19 protein-coding genes and 1 pseudogene are annotated in these 23,431 nt (G+C 34.0%); 1 reads left to right on the forward strand and 19 read right to left on the reverse strand.

Going from position 1 to position 23,431, the window contains the following annotated elements; translation table 11 throughout:
* The first annotated feature begins 9 nt into the window (after positions 1-9).
* A complete protein-coding gene (locus IGL42_RS08705) occupies positions 10-1,512 on the forward strand; it encodes a DUF6056 family protein (protein ID WP_002396595.1) in 1,503 nt (500 codons plus the stop codon).
* A 25-nt stretch (positions 1,513-1,537) separates the two neighbouring features.
* Here the strand turns inward: IGL42_RS08705 and glnA are convergent, their stop codons facing one another.
* The 19 genes and pseudogenes from glnA to IGL42_RS08800 form a co-directional block, all read right to left on the reverse strand.
* Positions 1,538-2,878: a type I glutamate--ammonia ligase gene (glnA, locus tag IGL42_RS08710; protein ID WP_002356929.1), complete on the reverse strand. Its 1,341-nt coding sequence runs from the start codon at positions 2,876-2,878 to the stop codon at positions 1,538-1,540.
* Positions 2,879-2,920: 42 nt separating this feature from the next.
* Complete coding sequence (locus IGL42_RS08715) at positions 2,921-3,304, reverse strand: MerR family transcriptional regulator (protein WP_002388239.1); 384 nt, start codon at positions 3,302-3,304, stop codon at positions 2,921-2,923.
* Between the two features lie 202 nt (positions 3,305-3,506).
* Positions 3,507-4,748 carry a GTPase HflX gene (hflX, locus tag IGL42_RS08720; protein WP_002379600.1) on the reverse strand — a complete coding sequence of 414 codons (1,242 nt, stop codon included), beginning with the start codon at positions 4,746-4,748 and terminating at the stop codon, positions 3,507-3,509.
* Between the two features lie 3 nt (positions 4,749-4,751).
* Positions 4,752-5,681, reverse strand: a complete 930-nt coding sequence (miaA, locus tag IGL42_RS08725; RefSeq protein WP_010710582.1) for a tRNA (adenosine(37)-N6)-dimethylallyltransferase MiaA — start codon at positions 5,679-5,681, stop codon at positions 4,752-4,754.
* Positions 5,682-6,428 (reverse strand): annotated as a pseudogene (locus tag IGL42_RS08730) (glycerophosphodiester phosphodiesterase).
* Positions 6,429-6,547: 119 nt separating this feature from the next.
* Positions 6,548-7,528, reverse strand: coding sequence for a glycosyltransferase family 2 protein (locus tag IGL42_RS08735; protein WP_002356923.1), 981 nt, complete (start codon positions 7,526-7,528; stop codon positions 6,548-6,550).
* Positions 7,529-7,660: 132 nt separating this feature from the next.
* Entirely contained in the window at positions 7,661-8,620 is a 960-nt protein-coding gene (locus IGL42_RS08740; protein ID WP_029656545.1) for a GDP-mannose 4,6-dehydratase, read from the reverse strand.
* Between the two features lie 91 nt (positions 8,621-8,711).
* Positions 8,712-10,133 (reverse strand): lipopolysaccharide biosynthesis protein, encoded by a 1,422-nt coding sequence (locus IGL42_RS08745; RefSeq protein WP_002401292.1) that lies wholly within the window; start codon positions 10,131-10,133, stop codon positions 8,712-8,714.
* Between the two features lie 70 nt (positions 10,134-10,203).
* The gene (locus IGL42_RS08750; protein ID WP_010711239.1) at positions 10,204-11,121 is read right to left on the reverse strand and encodes a hypothetical protein; all 918 of its coding nucleotides are present in this window, start codon (positions 11,119-11,121) and stop codon (positions 10,204-10,206) included.
* A gap of 22 nt (positions 11,122-11,143) precedes the next feature.
* Positions 11,144-11,968, reverse strand: a complete 825-nt coding sequence (locus tag IGL42_RS08755; RefSeq protein WP_010710587.1) for a LicD family protein — start codon at positions 11,966-11,968, stop codon at positions 11,144-11,146.
* A 2-nt stretch (positions 11,969-11,970) separates the two neighbouring features.
* Positions 11,971-13,365: an O-antigen ligase family protein gene (locus IGL42_RS08760; protein ID WP_010710588.1), complete on the reverse strand. Its 1,395-nt coding sequence runs from the start codon at positions 13,363-13,365 to the stop codon at positions 11,971-11,973.
* A gap of 15 nt (positions 13,366-13,380) precedes the next feature.
* Complete coding sequence (locus tag IGL42_RS08765) at positions 13,381-14,361, reverse strand: glycosyltransferase family 2 protein (RefSeq protein WP_010710589.1); 981 nt, start codon at positions 14,359-14,361, stop codon at positions 13,381-13,383.
* A gap of 1 nt (position 14,362) precedes the next feature.
* Entirely contained in the window at positions 14,363-15,421 is a 1,059-nt protein-coding gene (locus IGL42_RS08770) for an NAD-dependent epimerase/dehydratase family protein (RefSeq protein ID WP_002378507.1), read from the reverse strand.
* 12 nt (positions 15,422-15,433) lie between these two features.
* On the reverse strand, positions 15,434-16,138 hold the full coding sequence (locus IGL42_RS08775) for an IspD/TarI family cytidylyltransferase (RefSeq protein WP_002378508.1): 705 nt from the start codon (positions 16,136-16,138) through the stop codon (positions 15,434-15,436).
* A gap of 246 nt (positions 16,139-16,384) precedes the next feature.
* A complete protein-coding gene (locus IGL42_RS08780) occupies positions 16,385-18,619 on the reverse strand; it encodes a DUF5776 domain-containing protein (protein WP_104680756.1) in 2,235 nt (744 codons plus the stop codon).
* A gap of 242 nt (positions 18,620-18,861) precedes the next feature.
* Positions 18,862-19,710 carry a LicD family protein gene (locus IGL42_RS08785; protein WP_002366946.1) on the reverse strand — a complete coding sequence of 283 codons (849 nt, stop codon included), beginning with the start codon at positions 19,708-19,710 and terminating at the stop codon, positions 18,862-18,864.
* Between the two features lie 15 nt (positions 19,711-19,725).
* Positions 19,726-20,484, reverse strand: a complete 759-nt coding sequence (locus tag IGL42_RS08790; protein ID WP_010710592.1) for a glycosyltransferase family 2 protein — start codon at positions 20,482-20,484, stop codon at positions 19,726-19,728.
* 134 nt (positions 20,485-20,618) lie between these two features.
* Positions 20,619-22,016: a sugar transferase gene (locus tag IGL42_RS08795; protein ID WP_010710593.1), complete on the reverse strand. Its 1,398-nt coding sequence runs from the start codon at positions 22,014-22,016 to the stop codon at positions 20,619-20,621.
* Positions 22,017-22,121: 105 nt separating this feature from the next.
* The gene (locus IGL42_RS08800) at positions 22,122-23,423 is read right to left on the reverse strand and encodes an EpaQ family protein (protein WP_002383757.1); all 1,302 of its coding nucleotides are present in this window, start codon (positions 23,421-23,423) and stop codon (positions 22,122-22,124) included.
* Between the last annotated feature and the right edge of the window lie 8 nt (positions 23,424-23,431).

Below are 23,431 nucleotides of genomic sequence, written 5' to 3' on the forward strand. Positions count from 1 at the left end.
AGGGAGAATATGTTGAAAACTCTTCAAAAAAATAAATTTATTATCCTTGCTTTTTTACTACTAACCATCATTTTTTATTTTATCCCTTACGCTCACGATGAATGGATGTGGGGAAGTCAAGAAGGGCTTGATTTATTAAAAAACGGCTTTCAAGGATACAATGGACGCTACTTTGGAAATATCTTCGCTTTAATTATTACTCGTAGTGTTTTAATTAAAAGCTTGTTTATGAGCGGCACGATTCTATTATTACTTACAGTACTAACAAAATTCACTAACCTAAGTTTAGATAGAAAAACAACTGCAAATAAAAAATTTCTTTTGATTTTTAGCCTAGCTCTGCTTATATTAATTCCCACAAAACTTTTTCAACAAACTTATGGATGGCCGGCAGCTTTTGTGAACTTCGTTCCTCCTGTCATTAGTTTAGTGGTTTTTTTCATAATAGTGAATTACTTATTTACTAATGAAACAGCTAATTTAAAACACCCTGTTCTAACAGGTATTGTTTTAAGTCTCGGGACTCAATTTTTTTCTGAAAACATCAGCGTTTATATCACATTCCTTGCAATTGCTTTATGTATTTATTCATGGAAAACCAGAAAGATGATTGATTCGTTCTTACTTGCTTTTCTAGTTACAAGTTTCCTTAGTTTGATTATTATGCTAATTAATCCAGCTTACTTAAATGCTGCCAATAATACTGATGGCTATAAAAAAATTAATTTATCGCTTTCATATTTTTACTATAAAACAATAGGACCGATGGCAGAAAATATTTTTCATCAAAATCGTTTCATTAATCTTTGTATAGCAACGTTAACTTTATTAATCTCTAAAAAACAAGATAAAGATATTTTACAATCAAAGGCAACGCAGCTGATAAATAAAGGAGCTCTATTTTTTATAAGTACTTATACGGTTTTCTCTGTCTTTATTTATCCTTATTTCACAATATCCTATAATCGCAGTCAAGATTTCACTGCACTATTAGCTTTACTATACTACCTTTCAATATTTATATTTATACTCATTCAATTTAAAGGTAATTTAAAAGCAAAACTACTTTTCTTGTTCTTATCTATCGTATGTACAGCTGGGCCTCTTTTCATTGCTGAGCCCATCGGTCCCCGGTCATTTTATATTACGTATGTTTTTTGGATTATACTTATTTTGCAATTTATCGCTTATTATTTTAATTTACAAAGTGAAAAAGAAAACAACCATGAAATACTGTTTATAACGAAAATTCTTAAACAAGGAATTCTTGTCTTATTAATCTTTTATACCTTGATGTTTGCATACACCTACAGGGTAGAACAACAAAGAAAAGAAATTATTGACGAGGCAATCGCTAATAAAGAAACTTCCGTAAAATTACCTTTATTACCAAATGGAGAATACTTTTGGGAAAAAGGAACAACCGCAGAAAATTGGATGCGACGTTACAAAACATTTTATAACATTCCACAAGACATAACGATTACATTCGTACCGATGGAAACAAAATAAAAAAAAAGAGCCCTAGGGCTCTTTTTTAGTACAACTCCAAATATTGTTCTCTTTCCCATTCAGAAACGGTTTGACGGAAGGCTGCCCATTCCATTCGTTTCGCTTCTACAAAATTGGCAAAAATATGACGACCTAATGCATCAATCATTACTTGATCTTTACGTAATTCTTTGATGGCATTGTGTAAGGTTGATGGCAAATCTTCAATTTGTGCATGTTGACGTTCTTCCTCATTCATCACATAAATGTTACGATCAACTGCTGGCGGTGGTGTAAGTTCATTACGAATACCATCCAAACCTGCTTGTAATAAGACAGCCATTGTTAAATACGGATTCGCTGAAGGATCGACAGAACGTAACTCTAAACGAGTCGATAAACCACGAGATTCAGGAACTCGAATGAGTGGTGAACGATTTCTGCCGCTCCAAGCTACATAAACAGGTGCTTCATAACCTGGGACCAAGCGTTTATAAGAGTTCACTGTTGGGTTACATACCGCAGTATAGGCACGGGCATGTTTTAATAAACCACCTAAGAAATGATACGCAGTTTGGCTTAAGCCCATCTCTCCTGACTCGTCATAAAAAACATTACCTTCTTCATTAAATAATGACATATTGCAGTGCATGCCAGAACCATTAATTCCAAACAAAGGTTTTGGCATAAATGTTGCATGCAAGCCATGTTTGCGCGCAATAGTTTTCACAACTAATTTGAATGTTTGAATATTGTCACAAGCATCAACTACATCAGCATATTTAAAGTCAATTTCATGTTGACCAGGTGCTACTTCATGATGCGAAGCTTCCACTTCAAAGCCTAAACTTTCTAACTCTAAAACAATATCACGGCGACAATTTTCACCTAAATCGGTTGGTGCAAAATCAAAATAGCCACCTTTATCATTCAAATCAGTGGTAATTTCACCATTCTCATCTAATTTAAATAGGAAAAATTCTGGTTCTGGTCCTAAGTTAAAAGAAGTAAAGCCTAATTCTTTCATATCTGCTAAGGCGCGTTTTAAATTACCGCGGGGATCTCCGGCAAAAGGGGTACCATCAGGATTGTAAATATCACAAATTAAGCGCGCAACTTTTCCATGGTCGCTTTCCCACGGAAAAATCATCCATGTAGATAGATCAGGGTATAAATACATGTCACTTTCTTCGATACGAACGAATCCTTCAATGGATGACCCATCAAACATCATTTTATTATCTAATACTTTATCTAGCTGACTCACAGGAACTTCAACATTTTTAATTGTTCCCATAATGTCGGTAAACATTAGTCGTAAAAAACGTACGTTTTCCTCTTCTGCAATATGTTTAATCTCTTCTGCCGTTTTGGCTTTTCTTGTCATCGGTCTGATCCCCATCCTTCATTTTTATTGGCTGCTGAAACGTTAAAGCCTTGGTACATTCGATTGGAACGGATTTTGCTGAGTAAGTCCTCCTTGCGAAAGGATTTCGTCGTATAAAATCTGACGAACATCTGCATCGGTTAACGGACGAGTTGCCTCGGCGGTGTTTTTTTGTTCTTCTAATTTCATTTCATACACACGCTTAATCCCTGCCATGTTCAATCCATCAGATAAATAATCTTTAATTTCTAACAAAACATCAATATCATTTAAAGAATACATGCGTCGGTTGCCCTCACTACGTTCTGGATGAATCAATCCCTGTTCTTCATAGTAGCGAATTTGTCGAGCGGTTAAATCCGTTAGTTTCATAACTGTACCAATTGGAAAAACTGACATGGAACGGCGTAACTCTTTTTCTCTCATCTCCATCCTCCTCTCTTAGTTATTTCTTAGAATAACAATAGAATGACAAATTGTCAAGAACTTATGTTAGATTTTCTAACATAAAACAAAAAACCTGATAAATATGGACTTTTCCATCTTTTCACGGCTGATTTTCTCCTACTAATCAAAAAAATAGAAATGATTTGTTTTTACAAATCATTTCTAATCAACTTACCATTTTTTATTCTTTTTCGGATTCAGCCAACCATTTAGACTTTTTTTTCGCAAAGCCTTTCACGATATACCGATTTTCATTTTCAGCATATTCTTCTGAAATCATTAGTGTCATCCGGCGAAGTTCACTTAATAGTTGTCCGTCAGTTGGGCTAATTTCTAATTGATAAGGCTCGAGTAATTCCATCATTTGGGCACGGATAGCTTGAACCAGTCGTTCTTTATCTTCAGAAATTTTAGTTGAGATCAATACATTGGGAAATAAGGTTGGGACAAATTCTTTACTGTCCACTTGATCTCTTTTATTATAAACCGTCAAGCACGGAATATTTTCCAACGCTAATTCTTTCATCAATGTTTGAACTGTGCGTTCATGTTGTAAACGATCTGGCGCACTTGCATCCACCACATGGAGCAGTAAATCCATCGTCCGACTTTCTTCCAATGTCGACTGAAAGGCTTCAATCAGCTGTGTTGGTAAATCTTGAATGAAGCCAACCGTATCGGTCAGCGTAACTTCCATGCCTTGAGGCAATTGCCATTTTTTGGTTAAAGGATCTAACGTTGCAAACAATTGATCCTCTGAATAAGTTCCTGCTGTTGTCAACATGTTGAGAATGGTTGATTTGCCAGCATTGGTATAACCAATCAAGCCAATTTGAAATAGTTCTGAATTTTGTCTTTTCTGGCGGCTTCGTTCACGATGAGCAGTGACTTCTTTTAACTCACGACGGATGCCTAAGATTTTATTCCGAATGTGTCGGCGGTCCGACTCTAATTTCGTTTCACCAGGCCCGCGTGTCCCAATACCTCCTCCAAGTCGGGACAACTGTTTTCCTTGACCAGCCAAGCGAGGCAATAAATAATCCAATTGCGCTAATTCAACTTGTAACTTTCCTTCTTTGGAGCGCGCACGCAAAGCAAAGATATCCAAAATTAATTGTACACGATCAATTACTCGCACAGCTAACGCTTCAGATAACAGTTGATTTTGGCGCGGTGTGAGCTCATGATTAAAAATAACAAGATCCGCTTCATAGGCATCTGTTAATTGAATTAATTCTTCCAATTTCCCCTTACCGATTACGGTTTGTCGATCAACTTGTGGTCGTTTTTGTGTTAAAACAAACACCACTTCTCCATTAGCGGTTTCCGTTAAATTCGCCAGTTCCTCCATTGATGCAGAAAATGTCTGATAATTTTTTTCCGTCTCAACTCCTACTAGAATAACTTTTTCATGAGTGGTCATCGCCTACTCACTCTCCTTCTGTTGTAGCCATTCCGCTACTTCTTTTTCCAACTTAGGCAAATCTGTTGGCTGCTGAACCAAATTCCACCAATGCGCAGCCATTCGATTTCTAAACCAAGTCAATTGACGTTTGGCATATCGCCGCGATTGCTGTTTGACTGTTTCAACCGCCATCTCTAATGATTGTTCACCGGAAAAATACGGAAAAAATTCTTTATAGCCAATACCTTGAGCTGCTTGTGCATGTGGTTGCTGAAACATCTGTTTTGCTTCTTCCAACAGTCCTTCTGTCATCATTTGATCCACCCGCTGATTAATACGCTCATACAATAAAGCGCGATCTGTTTCCAAACCTAACAAATAATAATCATAGAGACGAGCTGGTTTTTCCTTCGGGGTCAAAATACTATAACCGGTTTTATCAAAGACCTCTAACGCACGAATGACTTTTTTGCGATTATTAAAATGAATGCTGTCAGCCGCTAGAGGATCCTTTTGTTGTAATAACTGCCATAAGGCTTGATTCCCTTTTTCTTCCGCAAATAAATTATACGTTTCTCTAATTTCAGGCGAGTCATCTATCTCACGACTTCCTAGTTGAAAATCATAAAGGAGTGATTGAATATACAAACCTGTTCCTCCAACGATAATTGGTAGTTTCCCTTTTTCAGTAATTTCTTTGATTTTTTGACGACCCTCTTTCTGAAAATCAGCGGCAGAATATGTTTCGCTGACTTCACGGCAATCAATTAAATAGTGAGGAATTCCTTCTTTTTCTGTTTCTGTGACTTTAGCGGTGCCAATGTCTAACGAGCGATAAACTTGCATGGAGTCACCGCTAATAATTTCACCATTAAATTTTTTTGCTAAAGCAATACTTAATGCTGTTTTCCCCACCGCAGTGGGTCCTACAATAACTAATACTTTCTCCAATTATGTTTCTCCTTCTTCTTGCCAATTTTGACGAGCAAATTTTGCTTCCTCAGGAAAATCTGTATGAACGCCTGCCAATTTTAGCTGAAAACAATTTTCCATTTCTTCCATCCGATTAACAGTCCACGGCCGCAGCGGTTTGCCAATTGCGATAAGTTCTTTTTCATGAGCCAACACCCAAGACATTTTTGGATGTAAACTATCGACAAGCGCGAATGCCGGTCCCGCTTGACTTAAATCCTCTGCAGATTCATAAATAAAGGCAATTTCTGTCTTAGGATCAGCTTTTTTTAATTTAACTAAACTCGGAAAATAAAAACTGGAATATAAATAACGAAACGGCCAGTTTTTTTGCTTCATTTGTTGGACGACTTTTTTCTCAATTCCTTCATAATGGATAATATCCGTTTTAAGTTCAATATTCAAAAAACCATTGAATTGTTCTTCTACAAGACAATTTAAAACATCTTCCAATGTTGGAACACATTGAACAGAAGGATTTTTCTGAAATCAGCTTCCAGCATCTAGTTGTTTTAATTCGTTTAATGTTAACTGTTGGATTTCACCATGACCATCTGTCGTACGATCCACCGTTTCATCGTGCATAACGATTAAATAACCATCTTTAGAAAGGTGAACATCTAATTCAATTCCTTCAGCACCAACACGAACAGCCTCTCTGAAAGCAATACACGTATTTTCAGGATGGGTGCCTTTACTTCCTCGATGTGCAATAATATCTGTCATGCTCTCACTCCAATCTTGTTTATTGTACCATTGGAGTGAGGTGGGTTCAAATATAGGAAAAACGAGATACAGTCATTCGACTACTACCTCGTTTTTTATAAGTAAAATGAATATATTCATTAATCAATCTCTTTTAACTCTGATTCTTTAGTCTCATTTTTCTTTGGCAAACTGTATATATTTTCTACAAAATACAAGGGACGTTTCTTAGTCTCTAAAAATACACGGCCAACATACTCCCCTAAAATCCCTACAGAAATCAATTGGCAGCCACCTAAAAATAATATCATAATCATTAATGAAGGGAAGCCTGAAGTATCCGCACCAAATATCAATGTTTTAATTAATACATATATCATATAAATAAACGCAACAAAAGAAACTAAAAAGCCAAAATACATTGAAATTTTTAAAGGAGCCGTTGTATAAGAAGTAATTCCTTCAATTGCCAATTTCAATAATGCGCCAAAACTCCATTTTGTTTCACCATGTAATCTCTCATCCGCATCAAATTCAATTGCAACCTTTTTGAAGCCTACCCAATTATATAACCCCTTCGTATAACGTTGAGATTCTCTCATTTGCTTCAGCGCCTCTACTACCTTGCGATCAAGTAACCGGTAATCTCCTGCATCTGGTAAAACAGGCGTATTGGCTAGTTTTCCTAATACTTTATAAAACCATTTAGAGGATGTTTTTTTGAACCATGACTCCCCTTTGCGTTGATTTCTTTTAGCATAGACATCTTCATAACCTTGCTGCCAAAGATCAATCATATCAATAATTGTAGCTGGCGGATGTTGTAAATCAGCGTCCATTGTAATAACAGCATCATGTGTAGAATAATCAAAGCCCGCACTCATTGCTATCTCTTTTCCATAATTTCTGGACAAATCAATTAAAGAAACATTATCCGTTTGTTCAATTAATGATAAAACTTCACTCACAGTGTTATCTTTGCTTCCATCATTAATAAATAATATTTCAAAATCAACTTCGTTTCTTTTTTTTTCTAAAGTTTCATTTAATTTTTTATATAGAGGACGTATATTATTTGCTTCATTATACGCGGGTATTGAAATTAAAATTTTCTTTTTCACAGGTTAAATCCCCCAAATTTAATACTTGCATACAAATTTTAGCATACCATATTAAACTTTTTTTATCTATGACTACTTCGTACAAATTACTTGAAAACTTCTTGATAACTATCAGCTCTCAATAAGTTTTATTTATTCTTTTAATTCATACTTAACATATTTATCCAAACCGGATTGAATACTATATTTCGGTTCATAACCAATGGCACGTAATTTAGATATATCCGCTAAGGAATCTTTGATGTCCCCAGCTCGCGCTTCTTTGTATTCAACTGGTAAAGTGACTTTCATAATATCATTTAAAGAAGAAATCAACTCATTCAAGTCGGTTGCTTTCCCTGTTCCGACATTATACACTTCCCCAAGTGATTGGTCAGAATGAGCGACAAGATTCAACGCTTGAACCACGTCCTCAACAAAGACAAAATCACGGGATTGTTTTCCATCGCCAAAGATATTGAATGTCACTTCTTGATTGGCTAATAAGCGTTTGTAAGAGTCCATCACAATCGAAATAACGCCAGAATAAGGCGAATTAGGATTTTGGTTTGGCCCATAAACGTTAAAGAAGCGAACAGCGCTTGTTGGAACATCATATAAATGACAATAGTTTAAAACATATTTTTCAGAAGCAAATTTATCCACAGCATAAGGCGTTAACGGACGAATTACTGATTCTTCCTGTTTTGGTAAAGTTGGCTCATCGCCGTAAACCGCTGCAGAAGAAGCAAACACCAAACGTTTTAAATCTTTCTGGTATTTCCGAATTAATTCCAGTAATTGTAACACACTCTCAAAATTCACTTGGTGTGTTTCCACTGGACGTGCTACTGAGTCTGCTACACTAGCAATCGCGGCTAAGTGAAAAATGTAATCGAACTGATACTCTTGTAATACTTTTTCCATTAATTGTTGATCAGTCACGCTACCTTCAATGAACGTGATGTTTTCAGATGCGTTTAAATTTTCAGTTTGGCCCATTGATAAATCATCAATGACCACAACTTGATTGTCTTTACTATAATAATTTGCTAAGGTTGAGCCGATAAAGCCGGCGCCGCCTGTGATTAAAAAGTTCCTCAAGTTTCCCACTCCATTTAAAATAATACATTAATTTTACCATTTTTAGGTGTCAAAGACTACAGTTTGTTTTTTCAATAAAAAAGGAGAGAAAATAACTTTCTCAACCTTTTACTAAATATTTTAAATTCTTTGCGTTATTTACAAAGCTCTTATGAATGAATAAGAAATAGATAATATACACAATTCCATAAGAAATGAAACTATAAATACTACCGCCAAACCAAAGATTACTAAAGATAAACAATAATGTAACCAACGTTTCCAATACCGTGCTATTACCTATTTTAACGTTCATATCTTTGCATAGAAAAATTTCTGCTAAATTACAACGAAATGCTAAACTTACTAATATCAACCCAACAGTTAAATTCAAGTTCCCAACAACGAAAATCACAAACAGCGATAGGATTAACGACAAGGCAAGTGTCAATACGTTAACAAATAAAATTGTTTTTTCTTTTCTCAACGTTTTTAAATACGTATTAATTAGTAAAGACATCCGACCTTCATAAATAACTATAGGAAATAGAATTCCCATAAATTTCAAACTCTCGCTATATTCGGGTAACCACATACCTAAAACAAATTTGACGGGTACATATAACAGCAGAATTGCATACGTTAACGGAACAAAAACACCTCTTAATGTGACAAATAAAGACGGCAATCGCTCTTTATTTGTCCGTCTTAACAACGGAAACATTACAATTCCAACAGCATTAATAAAAGTTAAAAACATATTTGATAAACTTAAAGTAAAGGACAATTTACCAAAGGTTTCGATAGTCCAACGCTGTTGAACAAAAAAGCGAATGGTTCCCATTATTAGCATACTTGCTATACTACTGAGCATTAGTTTACTACCTATGTTAATATTATCAACTATTTCAGGAGTAACTTCCTTCAAACTCATCATGTTCACACGCAACATGTCTTTAACTCTAAACATTCCCCAAACCGTAATAATCAGTTTAGAAAGTATATCCATAATGATTAGCCAATAAAAATCTCGTCCTCCTAATGCAAAGTAAATTGCAATGAACAAGACATATAAATAGCGATCATTTCTGGATAATTGAGCATATTCCTTAATACGATTTGTTGACTGAAAAACATACAGAATAAACGTTTTTGCAATTGTAATTACTGAAACAATGGCCGTCAATATCAAAATAATCCCTTGATATTCTTTCGGCATGAAAAAGTAAGCCCAAAGAATGACAAAAGCAGAAATACAACATTCAAAAATCGCTAAATACCAGAATTGAGAACCGAGATTTCTTTTATCTAAATTTTCGTATTCTTCTCCCCCAATTTTTAAATAGATACCATCAATCCAGCCTAAGTGAAAAAAACCAACATAGGAAGCATAGAAAACATATAATTGCCAATAGCTATATTCTCTAACCCCCAGCAATTTTGGAACAAATAAGTTTAATAAAACAGATATCCCAAGGGTAGCAAAATTAGCAGCGACTGTATAGTATAGATTTTTTACAACTGATTTAGCTTTCTCATTCATGTAGTGTACCTCTTATTCTTTTATAAGTTTAAATCTAAAATATTCATCAAAGATTTTCATTTTTCGTACTTTAGATAAAAAAGTTATTTAACCAGCCTTTGAATGAATACTTCTCTTTAACAGTTTCAGCAACTGGTTTCATAGGCACCTTTAAAAAGGTTAATATCTCAGACATATTTTGTTTACTTAGTAAAAATATATTTTCTTTTTCATAGAAATCCATGTTTAAAACTGTATGATTATTCGTAATTAACTTTTTATTAAGAAATAATGCCTCTAAAGGTCTTAATGATATTCCATGTTGATTTTCCTGTACAACATCTAGAATAGCCGATGTATTTGCTTCATACTTAATGAGTTCACTATAAGGGATAGGCTTCTTATAATCATAGTTTGAATAAGAATTTTTCGAAGAATCTACTACATAGATAAAAGGATTCAAATTACACTCTACAAAGTACGCTTCTAACTCTAATAAATAAGAGAGACGCTGTTTATCTACACCAATAAAACAAACATCAGATTGATACTTTGGATCTGCCTGACTAGCAACAACCTTTGTCTCGTCTATAAATTGGTTATTAAAATGCATTTGGTATTTTTCACAATCACCTATATCAAAGGACCAAAGCTCACAGTTTAAATCAGCGTAATAAGAAATCGGTGTATCTTTTTCAACAGGATTACTATACCATATAGCAATCCTGATATGCGGATATTTACGATTTAAATATTTAATTAACGGTCGTGAAAAGTAATGAGAGTTCAACAAAATAAAGTCTATTTCAGAAAGATTCTTTTTCCACTCTCCATAAAAAAATCTTGCAAATGTAGTGTCTATTCTTTTATCTAATTGATTTAATAATTTAACAACAAAAGGACGTTTAGAAAAATATTTTTCTACATGTACACCTAATTTTTGCGCATCAGTTGAAAACAGAACTGATTTTTCATCTAAAGTAATAATCATCATGCGAGTATAATCCATTATTTTTCCTGCCTTTTTTACTTTATTTCCAATAAAAAGTATACGGATGGTGCGTCACTTGTTCAGACATAGGTGGTAATTCCATATAATTTCCATAACGTAATGATAAAAATAGTTTTCTGTCTTTGATTGCTCGAACTTTATTGCCAGCAAATAACACATCTTCATAATGATCAAACCATTCTTTTGGGAAAACACCCCATTCTTCATTGATAAATTCAATATAACCACATTCAATAGCTGAATCAATCGGATAAGTAGTTACTTTATCCATAAATTTACGTTTCCAAAAATCATAATCTCCCTGTTTAAGTAATTTTCGGTACCTTGGATATAGAAGTACTCGTTTTAAATATGCTTTCCATCGAGATTTAGAAATGGCATAAGAATTATTTAAGGTAGCTAACATATTTTCTCTATACGACTCGCATTGACGACCAAAATCTAAACGTTCAGAAGATGCGGCTGGAAAACCATCAATCGGAAAAATATCGACAAACACACCTAATTCTGGGTCCTCACTATTATAAAATTGCTTCGATTTAACACATGTTCTAGTATCAACTAATTTTGCAAACGTATACCGATAGTTCTTTCTTGTTTCCAAGCTCAATAATAGATAATTTTTATCTTTAGATAATATATTAATTAGACGATCATAATTAGGTCTCGTTAAGACAATATCCAAGTCATCATCCCAAGGGATGTATCCTTGGTGCCTTTCAACACCAATTAAACTACCGTAGTAAATAGAATATTCAATATTATTTTGACGACATATATTATCAATATATACTAATATTTCTGTGCTCGTTTCTTGTATTTCTTTAATCGTTAATGGTTTCATTTTTATCTCCAAAATAAGAATTTATTATTGTTTTTTACTAATTGACTAGATACAGAACCTAAATATAGCCAAAATAAAAAGGTACCAATTTTATTAACTAAAATTAATTCTGTTAGAAACATTGCCGAAACTAAAATAGTCAGTACAATTAAGACATTTCGCAAAAAATTATCATTAAAAATATTGATTCTTTTTGAAAATAAAACTTGCAATGTTGTTAGGATTTTATTAATTAAAAACAGAATTAGCGGAATAGTCCCTGCCAGCCCCGTTGTCGCTAAGGTATAAAAGAAAAAATTATGCGAAGTTTGTTGTTTAACCGCAATCAAAGTATTAGGTAAATAGTGTTGGGCATATGTTACCAAATTTCTAGGAGAGGTACCAAACCAGATATTTGACTGAAATATCTCAAACGAACTTTTCCAAAGTCCAAAACGATTATTAGAAATATCTGTCTTGTTTTCTACGTCTGGTCTATCCAAAGAAACATCTGGTCGATTTTTTGAAACGTTCGTTGTAGATTTGTATTCTACGTTATTCAACAAATCTAAAATAGCTAACATACCTCTTTCGATTAGCTTCGTTGCTATATAGGCAAAAAAGACCATACCAATACTTGTAATAATAGAATATAAAAGTTGCAAACCTAATTTTTTTTCAGTCGTTTTTTGATACACTACAAAAAACGAACCCACAAAAATAATTACCATTAGCTCTACAAAAGCCGTCCTTGATCCAGATAAAGTTATATATATCCATTGTATCAAAGTATTCATTATCAATAACCATTTCCACTTTTTCAAAGTAGTTTGAAAAAGTAATGACACTGATAAAATTATTGAAACAACAGAAATGGTAGCTGCAAAGTTAGGGTCGGCAAATACCCCATATAAACGATTTTCAAAAAAGCCAATTCTTAAGCCATTATAAATTTTATCCAAAGGCGCTGTATATGAATACTGTATAAAAAACATGCAAATAGCAATAACTACTAAAACTCCCCAAACTATTAAAAGAATTTTTTCTAATACTTTAAATGTTTTTTTATCTTGTTCTTTACCAATTTGATAAATAACTAATAAAAAAATAGCCTGCCATATAACTAATTTTAGGTTAGCTATAAAATACGTTTGGTAATGAATGAGTGTTACAAAAAAAAGCATGACTATAAAAATGACTAACATCGGATCAAATTGTTTAAATCTTTTATTTTTTAGAATAAAAAACATCTGATTTAGAATATAAACCATCGCCCAAATTGATATCAACCCAAACACCAGAGTATCTACCTTACTTGGTAACAAGCTATAAAGACTAATTGTTCTTAATAAAAGCATAAATTCAAAAATTATTAAAAACGGTAATTTCGTTTTTTCCAAAAAGTTATTTACCCACATAATACTACTCCTAATTTATTCATTTTTTGTTTTCCTATGTTTTTCTTCCAATATAGCAATCATCTTATAATATGGTACTCCGATTTGAAGTGCGATTGCTCCGACTTTTCTAGGCATAGTAAAATATTGATTTTTCATTATAAATTTAAAATTTTTTCGTAAAAAAGTAACAATTTCTTTTTGAACTTTTTTTTCTTCATTATTTAACTTACTATTCATCATTTTATCTAATACTATAAAATTTGCCCAACATACACGTGTATGAACAACATTAGATAATTCAGGATACTGGTCTAAGATATATTTTTCATTTTCTTTCCAAACATTGATTGTATCTAAATCTTTCTTAGAAAAAAGATTGCTTGAAATACTATTGGCACGGTGAAAATAATAATATTTTTGTTGCGTATCAATAACAATTTTCTCTGTATGCTCTAGGATAGATAAAATAACTGCACCATCTTCTGTAATCATGCCTACAGGGTATCGGATATCTTCAAAAATTTCTTTTTTATATAACTTATTCACGGCATGAACAGATACAACTTTAGCTTCTAAAATCATTTTCATTGCTGCTACTTTATCTAGTACTATATATTGCTGTTGTTTTTCTACAGGCTCTTTCCCCTCATAGACATCATAAATACCACAGATTGATAAATCGGCATCTTCTTTTACGATATTTGTATATAATAGTTCATACATATCATCTGCAATGTAATCATCACTATCTACGAAACCTAAATACTCACCTGTCGCTATCTCAATTCCAGCATTGCGAGCATCGCTTAGCCCACCATTTTCTTTATGGATAACTTTTACCCGTTGATCTTGTTCAGCAAACTGATCACACATTGCTCCAGAACTGTCTGGAGAGCCATCGTCCACCAGAATTAATTCAAAGTCAGTAAACGTTTGAGCTAAAATAGAGCGTACACATTTTTCTAAATATTTTTCTACATTGTATACAGGAACAATAATACTAATTTTGGGCATATCAATTTCCGCTACCTTCTAAAATTTTAATTGTATGTTTTAATGGTTCTTCCATACTGTCGTACAGTGGCCGCCAACCTAACGCGTAAATTTTTTGATTGTCTAGTAATGCTTTTGTTGCTTTAGAAAACCCTTGTTTTTCTTGGGCGGTGGCTTCCCCATGAATCACTTTTGTTCCAGCTACATTGGCTAATGTTTCCGCAAAAGTGCGTAACGTAATATCGCAATGTTCGTTTGAAACATTGTAAGCTTCCCCTTTTTGCCCTTTAACTAATAAAAACAGAAGAGCAGATACAATATCTGCAACATATGCATAAGAATATAGTTGGGTCCCTGCACTTTTTAACACAATGTTTTCTTTATGGACTGCATTCATAATAAATTGAGAAGAAGCTTTACTATCCGAAAGTAACATCGTAGGCCCGAAAGTACGACTAATTCTTGGAATAACAACATCAATACCATATTTCTGAATATAGGCTTGACATAATGATTCACTTGCTCTTTTTCCTTCGGGATAACCGGCCCGTAGCGTGTTACAGTCAATATAGCCGCAATAGTCTTCCGTAAATTTATCAAGATCTCCACGATTTTCTCCATAGATTTCAACAGTTGATAAAAATAACACTTTTTCACTATTCGCTTTGACCGCATAATCTAAAATATGCTGCGTACCAGCAATATTGGTCATAATCGTTCCAATTGGATCACTGGCATATGATTTAGGATGTGTATTACTAGCACAATGCAACACATAGTCACAAGCTTCTGCTATCTGAATTTCTTCTGTGACATCTCCGATAACTATATGGAATAACGGATCTTCTAGATAACTAGTAAATCGCTCTTCTAAACGCGACAATGTTCGTCCCATCGCCCAGATCGAAATATTCGCATTTCTCGTTTTATTTTGGTACATAAGCACATCAATTAAAAAGGTCCCAATCATGCCTGAAGCACCAGTTATAAAAACAGATTTATTAGTTACTTTAGTCCAATCTGGTGTCTTCTCTAAAACTCGTTCAACGTCTGATAAATAATTATCGTCTGTAAATAACATGGTATCCCTCCACTACTCTTCTTTCATTTTCAAGAAGCCTTTAAATAACTGTAAGTCATCTTGTGTGGTTAACTTAATGTTTTTATCTGAGCCTAAAGCAAAATACAATGTTTCGCCTAAATCCACCATCATAGTATTCGTATATGACGATTCAGAAATACCAATATTCTCACGGAATGCTTTTTCGTAAGCCCAAGTTAATTTTTCAAATTTATAGGCTTGTGGCGTTGACACGCGACGCAATGTTTCACGATTAATATATTGTCGAGTTGTTTCCTCAGTTTCTTTTACAAAAATTTGTTCATTATATGGCAACGAAGTCACTGCATTTCCGTATTCTTGACACTTAACAATTACATCAGATAAAACTAATTCATCAACTAATGGGCGAATTCCGTCATGGATAACAATAGTATCTTCTGGATTTGAATGTTCTTTTAAGAAATTAACCCCATTGTTAATTGATTCTTGACCGGAATTTCCTCCTGGAATAATCCATTGTAATTTGTCAATATGGTACTCTTTTGCATAGGCATCTAGTGTTTGTTCCCAACCTTTTTTACACACAACTAAGATTCGATCAATGAGTGGATGCTTTTGAAAAGATTCCAATGTGTAGATAATTATCGGTTTTTCCTCTACCATAATAAATTGTTTAGGAATCTCCTGCCCCATTCGTTTACCGACCCCACCGGCAATAATTAAAGCTGTAATCATTTGATACAAAATCCTTTCTCTAACTAGTCAACAACTAGTTTTATTTCAATTTTGTTTAACTTATATATTCATCAACACAGCCAAAACTGCATTCAATCTTTTACATTTTCTCATAACTAACAGTAAGTTTCAATAATTTATCGTAGACCTTAATCGAACTGTAAATATTGTCCTTTTCAAAAATAATATTTATTAAATAAAGGACACCTAACTAAATCGTTAGAGTGTCCTTTTTAAGTTACTTAACTAATTCACTTTTTGTACATAACGTTTATTCGAAGTGATATACCCTTGTGATGTTTTTAATCTTGGATAACCATTTTTACTATATTCAATTCCTTGCACTCTAATAGTAGTTCCTTTTTTTACTGGAGATCCAGGTGTTTTAAATTCTAAATCAGTATAATAACGATCATTGACAAGCATTACAATTTTTACTGGATTTTCTGTATAGTAGTTGTCAATATTACTGATTGCTGCTGAAACGATATCTTTTCTTGCCGTTAAATATCCTTTTCTTGTTACCAAGCGGGGATATCCATTAGATGAATATTCAATTCCTTGCACTTCTACTAGTGTATTCTTTTTCACTGCGGCACCTTTGCTTGTAAAATCGGCGTTGTTATAAAATGTTTCATCTTTCATTACTACTACTCGACTTGGATTAGCTGTGTAATACTTATCAATATTACTGATTGCTGCTAAAACGATATCTTTTCTCGCTGTCAAATATCCTTGAGGTGTTACCAAACGAGGGTACCCAGTTGATGAATATTCAATTCCTTGCACTTCTACTAGTGTATTCTTTTTCACTGCGGCACCTTTGCTTGTAAAATCGGCGTTGTTATAAAATGTTTCATCTTTCATTACTACTACTCGACCTGGATTAGCTGTGTAATACTTATCAATATTACTGATTGCTGCTAAAACGATATCTTTTCTCGCTGTCAAATATCCTTGAGGTGTTACCAAACGAGGGTACCCAGTTGATGAATATTCAATTCCTTGCACTTCTACTAGTGTGTTCTTTTTCACTGCGGCACCTTTGCTTGTAAAGTCGGCATTGTTATAAAATGTTTCATCTTTCATTACTACTACTCGACCTGGATTAACTGTGTAATACTTATCAATATTACTGATTGCCGCTAAAACAATATCTTTTCTTGCCGTTAAATATCCTTGAGGTGTTACCAAACGGGGGTACCCAGTTGATGAGTACTCAATCCCTTGCACTTCTACTAGTGTATTCTTTTTCACTGCGGCACCTTTGCTTGTAAAGTCGGCGTTGTTATAAAATGTTTCATCTTTCATTACTACTACTCGACCTGGATTAGTTGTGTAATACTTACTTAAGTCAGGCCCACTACTATTACCCATATTTAAAAAATTACTATAGGTCATGGAAATATCAAACGGACGCCCTTCATAATTAGCTAAACCAGGGAAATACATTTGCGAAGACCATTGCCAAGCACCATGGTCATTATTCCACTGCATGGAACTATCTGGAGTATATGGATATTGCGCTACCCATACTCTGTCTCTTCCGAAGGCGGAGGTGTCGATATAGCCATTTGTTAACCACCATTTGCCAACATACAACGCATCATTTTTATACCCTAGTGCCTTTAATTGCTGGTTAAACGCAACAGAATTAGTATGGGCGTTTCGCCCATTGTTTGTAAGCGTTGGATCTTCCGCATCATTAAACATTATGGTATTTTTATCTAAGCCAGAGTTAGCCGCCGCCTGAGCAAAATATCTTGCTTCATCTTGTGCTGTCGCAGCAGAGACATACATACTATAGTGATATGCTGAAACTTTTAAGCCCGCAGCTTTGGCATTTCTAATTTGGCCCGCAGCATATGGATTAACATACCAAGTTCCTTCTGTCAATTTAACCGAGACACCTGTTACACCATAGCTTTTAATTTTTTGATATTCAGCTACTGAAATGTCTCCATTCCAACTAGAAACGTCAATAAAATTCTTGCCAGGCAAATTAGGATCATTCGCATAGACGTTCGCAACTGTTGCTCGCGCTACCCTAGAAGAAATGCCGTTTTTCATAGCATATGTTCCTTTTTTATGGTTCGTTCCTTCACGTGCTGCTTCTTGATAATCCGCTTCATCTTGGTCAATGGTCTTTTTTTCTACTTCAGAGCTTTGTGATGCTTCTGTTTTACTATCTGTTGTGTTTGTTTCTGAAACAGAAGAATGTTCTTCCGTTGTACTATTTGTTGAAGAATCAAGAGACTCTTCTTTTGTGCTTGAAGTAGAACTATCTCTTTCAGAGGTATTTTCTTCTGTAACAGAAGATGTGTCCTCCGTTGAATTAGTCGTTGTTTCTGACGTAGCTTGAGTGACCAAGCCAGTCTCCCCCGTTGTTTCTGTTTTTACAAGCTCTTCTCCTGATGCAATCACACTAAAACTATTTAATAATACGGTACAAATTAACATACCTGAAATGATTTTTTTCATGAAACTCTCCTTATATATTTAATAATATGTATCTTTCTTAAACACTTGCCATTCGCTCTAGAAAATGTGTATCTTATAACCTTCAACTAATTGTTTTCACATTTTAAAACTAACACCAATTATTATCTCATACCTTTATTTCAAATTCAATTACGCTTTTTTAACATTCCTATATCAATTTTTTACTTTTAAATGGTAAAAAGATGAAAACAGATCTTTAATCGATTGTTTTCATCTTTTATTTATTTTTTAAGATATTCTGTGTACGATTTTTTAGTATCAACAATTAGTGCTTCATGATGGGGTTGGCGATCTTCCTCTGGTGGCAATTGCATATAATCCCCAAAAACCTCTGTTAAGTAGCGCTTGTAGCCCACTGGTATTGGCATTTTTGTATCTTCAAACGGAACAAAAATAGCAGATTTAAAATCTTCCAAATGATAAATATTACCCATGTAGCGTGGTCCGACACATAATTCTGTAACATAAGGAGTGGAGCCGAAGGAATACTTAGTCATTCTTTTTTCAGCAAAGCGCCAAATATGATAGCGAACCTTTTTCGATGGAAAGATATTCAATAATACCCGACTCCCCGTTGCTAAAATGCCACCATGTTTTTCTGGTACCACTTGTGAACAGAATAAAGCATAAATTAATGCCCAAATTTTTTGTTTCTTCCTTTGAAAATTTCCTTTTGGCGCACCATCTAAAGGAAAAATATCGATAGGAATACCATGAGGAATCGCTAATCCATCTTGATAGGTTTTAATAAACGTTGTCTGTGCATCCCTAATTGTCATAAATGAATTATGATCATTATAAGTTTTTGAAGCAACTAACAATGGATAACGTTCTGTATCTGCATATTTAGGCCAAAGCACTTTTAATTTTTCATAATCTGGTCTTGGCATAAAGAAATCTAAGTCATCATCCCATGGAATAAAACCTTGACTGCGGATTGCTCCAATACAACCGCCTCCACAAAAATAACAGGTTAGATTATGTTCTTCACAAAAAGCCACAAAATATTTTGACATGCGTAAAACGACTTGTTGAATTTCTACTAATTGCGTCTGTGTTGTTTGTTCCACTTTTCCTTTTCCTCCCTATTCATTCTTTGCATATTTAAATGTTGTATAGAATAAAAAACGCATTAAGTAGAATGAACTTTTAATAACTGAAAATTGTTCATTTTGGCGCAAAATTTTCCAAACCCAACTGATTGTATTCCATTTGTTAGAAGATGTAGAGGTGGTTAGCTTACGATAAATGGCTAATTTTTCGTTAATAAAATAGACCGTATTTATTTCTTTCAAAATGTTTAACCAAGTAGCATAGTCTTCATGTTTTAAATCCGGCATTAAATGGCGTTTAAGCAGATTAGATTCGACTACGACTGTTAAGCAGCCGATAGTATTTGTTTTTAAAAGATCTTGATAGGTTTGTGGTCCCTCACTAAAATTACGCTCATGAGTAATGTTGCCATTTTCATTACATACAAAATAAGAACTACATGTAAATAAAAGTTTTTTTTCTTCCATCCACTTGATTTGAACTTCTAATTTATTAGGAAGCCATAAATCATCACTATCTAAAAAGGCAATATATTGTCCCTTTGAAGCTTCAATTCCTTTATTTCTGGTCTTTGCAATGCCCATGTTCTGTTCATTTTTCAGTAAAAAGATTCTTGAATCTTTTTCCGTAAAGGCAAGTGCAATATCAATAGAATCATCTTTACTTCCATCATCAATGAGTAATAATTCCCAATTCTGATAGGTTTGTTCCAGAACGCTTTCAATAGATTTTGATAAAAATTTGCCTGCATTGTACATGGGCATAATAATTGAAACAAGTGCTGTTTCCATTTGTTCACTCCTCGTTGCATTTTATGTAAGAATGTAACAGTTTATATTATCGCATAGCTCTTTTATTATTTCAACGTTCCTTGTTTCCAAAAAAAGTTTGAGACATAAGCTTAAATAACTTATGTCTCAAACTTTTAACGGTAAATTCTAATAGCATTCTCTTTACAATAATCCATCGTCAATTCTTCACGTTCTTCAGACTCATCCAATCCTCTTGATGATACTTTATCAAAGAGAATTTTGATGGTTTGAAGCAGAATTTTCATATCCAACAGTAATGAATAATTCTTGATGTACAGTAAATCAAAGTTCAATTTACTATTGTAGTCAGAAGCATACTTCCCATAAACTTGGGCATAGCCAGTAATCCCCGCACGTACATTGTGACGTAAATAGTAATTCGGGTTTTCCTGATTAAATTGATCAACAAAGAATGGTCGTTCAGGACGTGGTCCGACAATGGACATATCCCCGCGAATAACATTGATTAGTTGTGGCAACTCATCAATACGTAAAGCGCGCAAGTATTTACCAACTGTAGTGACGCGACTGTCGTTACTTGTAGATAAGACTGGACCTGATTTTGCTTCTGCTGTTGCCGACATCGTTCTAAATTTTAAAATCGAGAACTCACGTTGATTTAATGTAATCCGAGTTTGTTTGTAAATCACTGGTCCCGGTGAGGTTGCTTTGACTAAAATCGCTGCAATAAGCATTAAGGGGGAGGTAATCACAAATAGGCAAACAGAGACTAAAATATCGAATAAACGTTTAATAAAATTCTCTTCTGGTTGGATTTCAAAATTTGAGACTTCGATAATACTTTCATCTTCAAAGTTCATCATGTTTGGTTTTAACATAATTAGATTTTCAAAACTTGTATCTAAAAAGATTTTTTTCTTGTGTTTGACAATTAATTGATACAATTTTACTTTTTCGTTCTCATCAACATTACTTGAAATATAAACAATATCGATTTCATCGATAATTTTTTTTAAGTTTTCATAGTAATTGCTGACAACAACGCTCGTTACTTTATGCTTGTTATTTTTATCAGACATAAAGTTTTGAATTGACCGCATAACTTGATTTTCTTTACCTAGTAAAACAACTTTTCGCTCATTGCTGACCTTTAAGTAAAGATAATAAACAAGAATTCGCCAAAGACTTAGAACAATAATTCCGATTATAAAGGAATATCCTAAAACAGAACGCGGGAACGTAAACCAACGTCCGGCAAATGTCACAATCATAATCGTTAAAGTCATTAAAATTTGACCAATCACCGTGACAAAAATGATGTCACTAATTTTGCGATTATAAAAAATATACGCACCTAACAACAAATTCAAAAAGATAAAAAAGATTGAAATGTAAATTGCAGATTTTTCATAAGCCACAAAGTTAAATGAAGGAATTTCTCGGCCAAATTTCACCATAAACCCTAAGATGATTGATAAATTATAGAGCAAAACGTCTGCTAAAATAATTACAATTCGTCTTGCATTACTCCATTCACTTTTTGATGTCATTAAAAACTTCCTCTCTTCACTTCCAGTAATTACATTATTTGTAATAACATGCAACCCCTATATTACCATAATGTCAGCGGACAAGAAAGTTCTATAGGATGAAAATTATCTGCGATGTCTTTGGACACGACTTAATTCTTCAGGTTGGTCCCAGCCCTCTTCGTCAACAGGTGCTATCGGGCGCTCTTCATTGCTAACAGGACTTGTTTGTTTCACTCGTTTTCTTCTTTTAGGTGTCGTTGGTCTTTCATGTCTTCCTCGTTTTTTCTCTGGCCGGAAGTAGAAGGCTAGCCCAAGGAAACTATAAACAATCGGCATCCAATGAGGCGCTAATAAAATATCTTCCATAAATGAATGAATCCAGATTAAAAGGAAGCCTAAAAGTAAACTAACTTGCAAACGATCCAATGTTTTTTTGCGGAAACCAATCAATAAAATCATACTGACTAAAAAACCAAATAAAATCAGATAGCCAATGACACCAAAATTACTTAACGTAAATAGAAAAGCATTATGTGTCCCCAGCGGTTTCCATGAGGCCACAAAAGGCTCCATACCGACTTTAATATGTTGAGGATCAGATAACCATTTAGCAAAAAACTCATGCCAAATTCGTTCTCTTCCTGTAAATAAATCAACAGTATCCGATTCCGCACATAAGTAAAATAACAATGGTCCCAATGCAGCTACTCCGACAAAACCAAATAGCCAAACTTTCGAACGTTGCAAGAAACGTTTTGGTAAAAGATTATCCACCAGAATAAAACCAACTAAAATGGCAAAAGAGGTTTTTGATTGACTGACCCATGTACCTAAAACACCACCAATGTATACAGGTAAAAGCAGCAGGTTAAAAACCTTATTTCTATATGCTTTGATCAAACTACTAGCCATCATTGTTGAAAACATCAACGTTGCACCAATCGTATTGGTATTAATCCAAATACTTTCTAGTTTATTTGATTCTTTAAAAATTTCGTCTGCTGGAATCAACTGAGGCAACTCCACGGACATCCGATACAAAGTCGCACTCAAAGCAACTAAAGAGACAATTAATAAAAGCGTTTGATCCAAACGATCAAAGACACAAACTTTAAAACAAAGAACCAACAAAATAATTAAAGGAATCATTGTATCTGTTTGCATCGTGCTATGACGGATTGATTCCGTAAAGTGAAACAAGAGCCAGGTGGCTAGCGCCAACGCTACGGTCAGCCAGTCAATAAATTTTAATTTCGTACAATTTAATAGCAGTACAAGTATTACTGCTATTAATAATAAAATTGAACTATTGGCATACATATATTTTGTGACTGGCGCATCAATTCCTACGACCCACATCGTATACGAGCCGATCATTGTAACTAATAAAATAAGTCGACCGATTCTATTCAATACTTTTCCCATATTCAAAC

The sequence above is a fragment of the Enterococcus sp. DIV0712 genome, assembly GCF_050554855.1.
Taxonomy (GTDB): Bacteria; Bacillota; Bacilli; order Lactobacillales; family Enterococcaceae; genus Enterococcus; species Enterococcus faecalis.

What these genes read in the sequence shown, in the direction of transcription:
- IGL42_RS08790 (WP_010710592.1), bottom strand. Translation starts at nt 20,484, where the DNA reads ATGGAAACAGCACTTGTTTCAATTATTATGCCCATGTACAATGCAGGC.
- hflX (WP_002379600.1), bottom strand. Translation starts at nt 4,748, where the DNA reads ATGACCACTCATGAAAAAGTTATTCTAGTAGGAGTTGAGACGGAAAAA.
- IGL42_RS08780 (WP_104680756.1), bottom strand. Translation starts at nt 18,619, where the DNA reads ATGAAAAAAATCATTTCAGGTATGTTAATTTGTACCGTATTATTAAAT.
- IGL42_RS08705 (WP_002396595.1), top strand. Translation starts at nt 10, where the DNA reads ATGTTGAAAACTCTTCAAAAAAATAAATTTATTATCCTTGCTTTTTTA.
- IGL42_RS08745 (WP_002401292.1), bottom strand. Translation starts at nt 10,133, where the DNA reads ATGAATGAGAAAGCTAAATCAGTTGTAAAAAATCTATACTATACAGTC.
- IGL42_RS08800 (WP_002383757.1), bottom strand. Translation starts at nt 23,423, where the DNA reads ATGGGAAAAGTATTGAATAGAATCGGTCGACTTATTTTATTAGTTACA.
- IGL42_RS08760 (WP_010710588.1), bottom strand. Translation starts at nt 13,365, where the DNA reads ATGTGGGTAAATAACTTTTTGGAAAAAACGAAATTACCGTTTTTAATA.
- glnA (WP_002356929.1), bottom strand. Translation starts at nt 2,878, where the DNA reads ATGACAAGAAAAGCCAAAACGGCAGAAGAGATTAAACATATTGCAGAA.
- IGL42_RS08715 (WP_002388239.1), bottom strand. Translation starts at nt 3,304, where the DNA reads ATGAGAGAAAAAGAGTTACGCCGTTCCATGTCAGTTTTTCCAATTGGT.
- IGL42_RS08770 (WP_002378507.1), bottom strand. Translation starts at nt 15,421, where the DNA reads ATGTTATTTACAGACGATAATTATTTATCAGACGTTGAACGAGTTTTA.
- IGL42_RS08755 (WP_010710587.1), bottom strand. Translation starts at nt 11,968, where the DNA reads ATGAAACCATTAACGATTAAAGAAATACAAGAAACGAGCACAGAAATA.
- IGL42_RS08775 (WP_002378508.1), bottom strand. Translation starts at nt 16,138, where the DNA reads ATGATTACAGCTTTAATTATTGCCGGTGGGGTCGGTAAACGAATGGGG.
- IGL42_RS08750 (WP_010711239.1), bottom strand. Translation starts at nt 11,121, where the DNA reads ATGGATTATACTCGCATGATGATTATTACTTTAGATGAAAAATCAGTT.
- IGL42_RS08795 (WP_010710593.1), bottom strand. Translation starts at nt 22,016, where the DNA reads ATGACATCAAAAAGTGAATGGAGTAATGCAAGACGAATTGTAATTATT.
- IGL42_RS08765 (WP_010710589.1), bottom strand. Translation starts at nt 14,361, where the DNA reads ATGCCCAAAATTAGTATTATTGTTCCTGTATACAATGTAGAAAAATAT.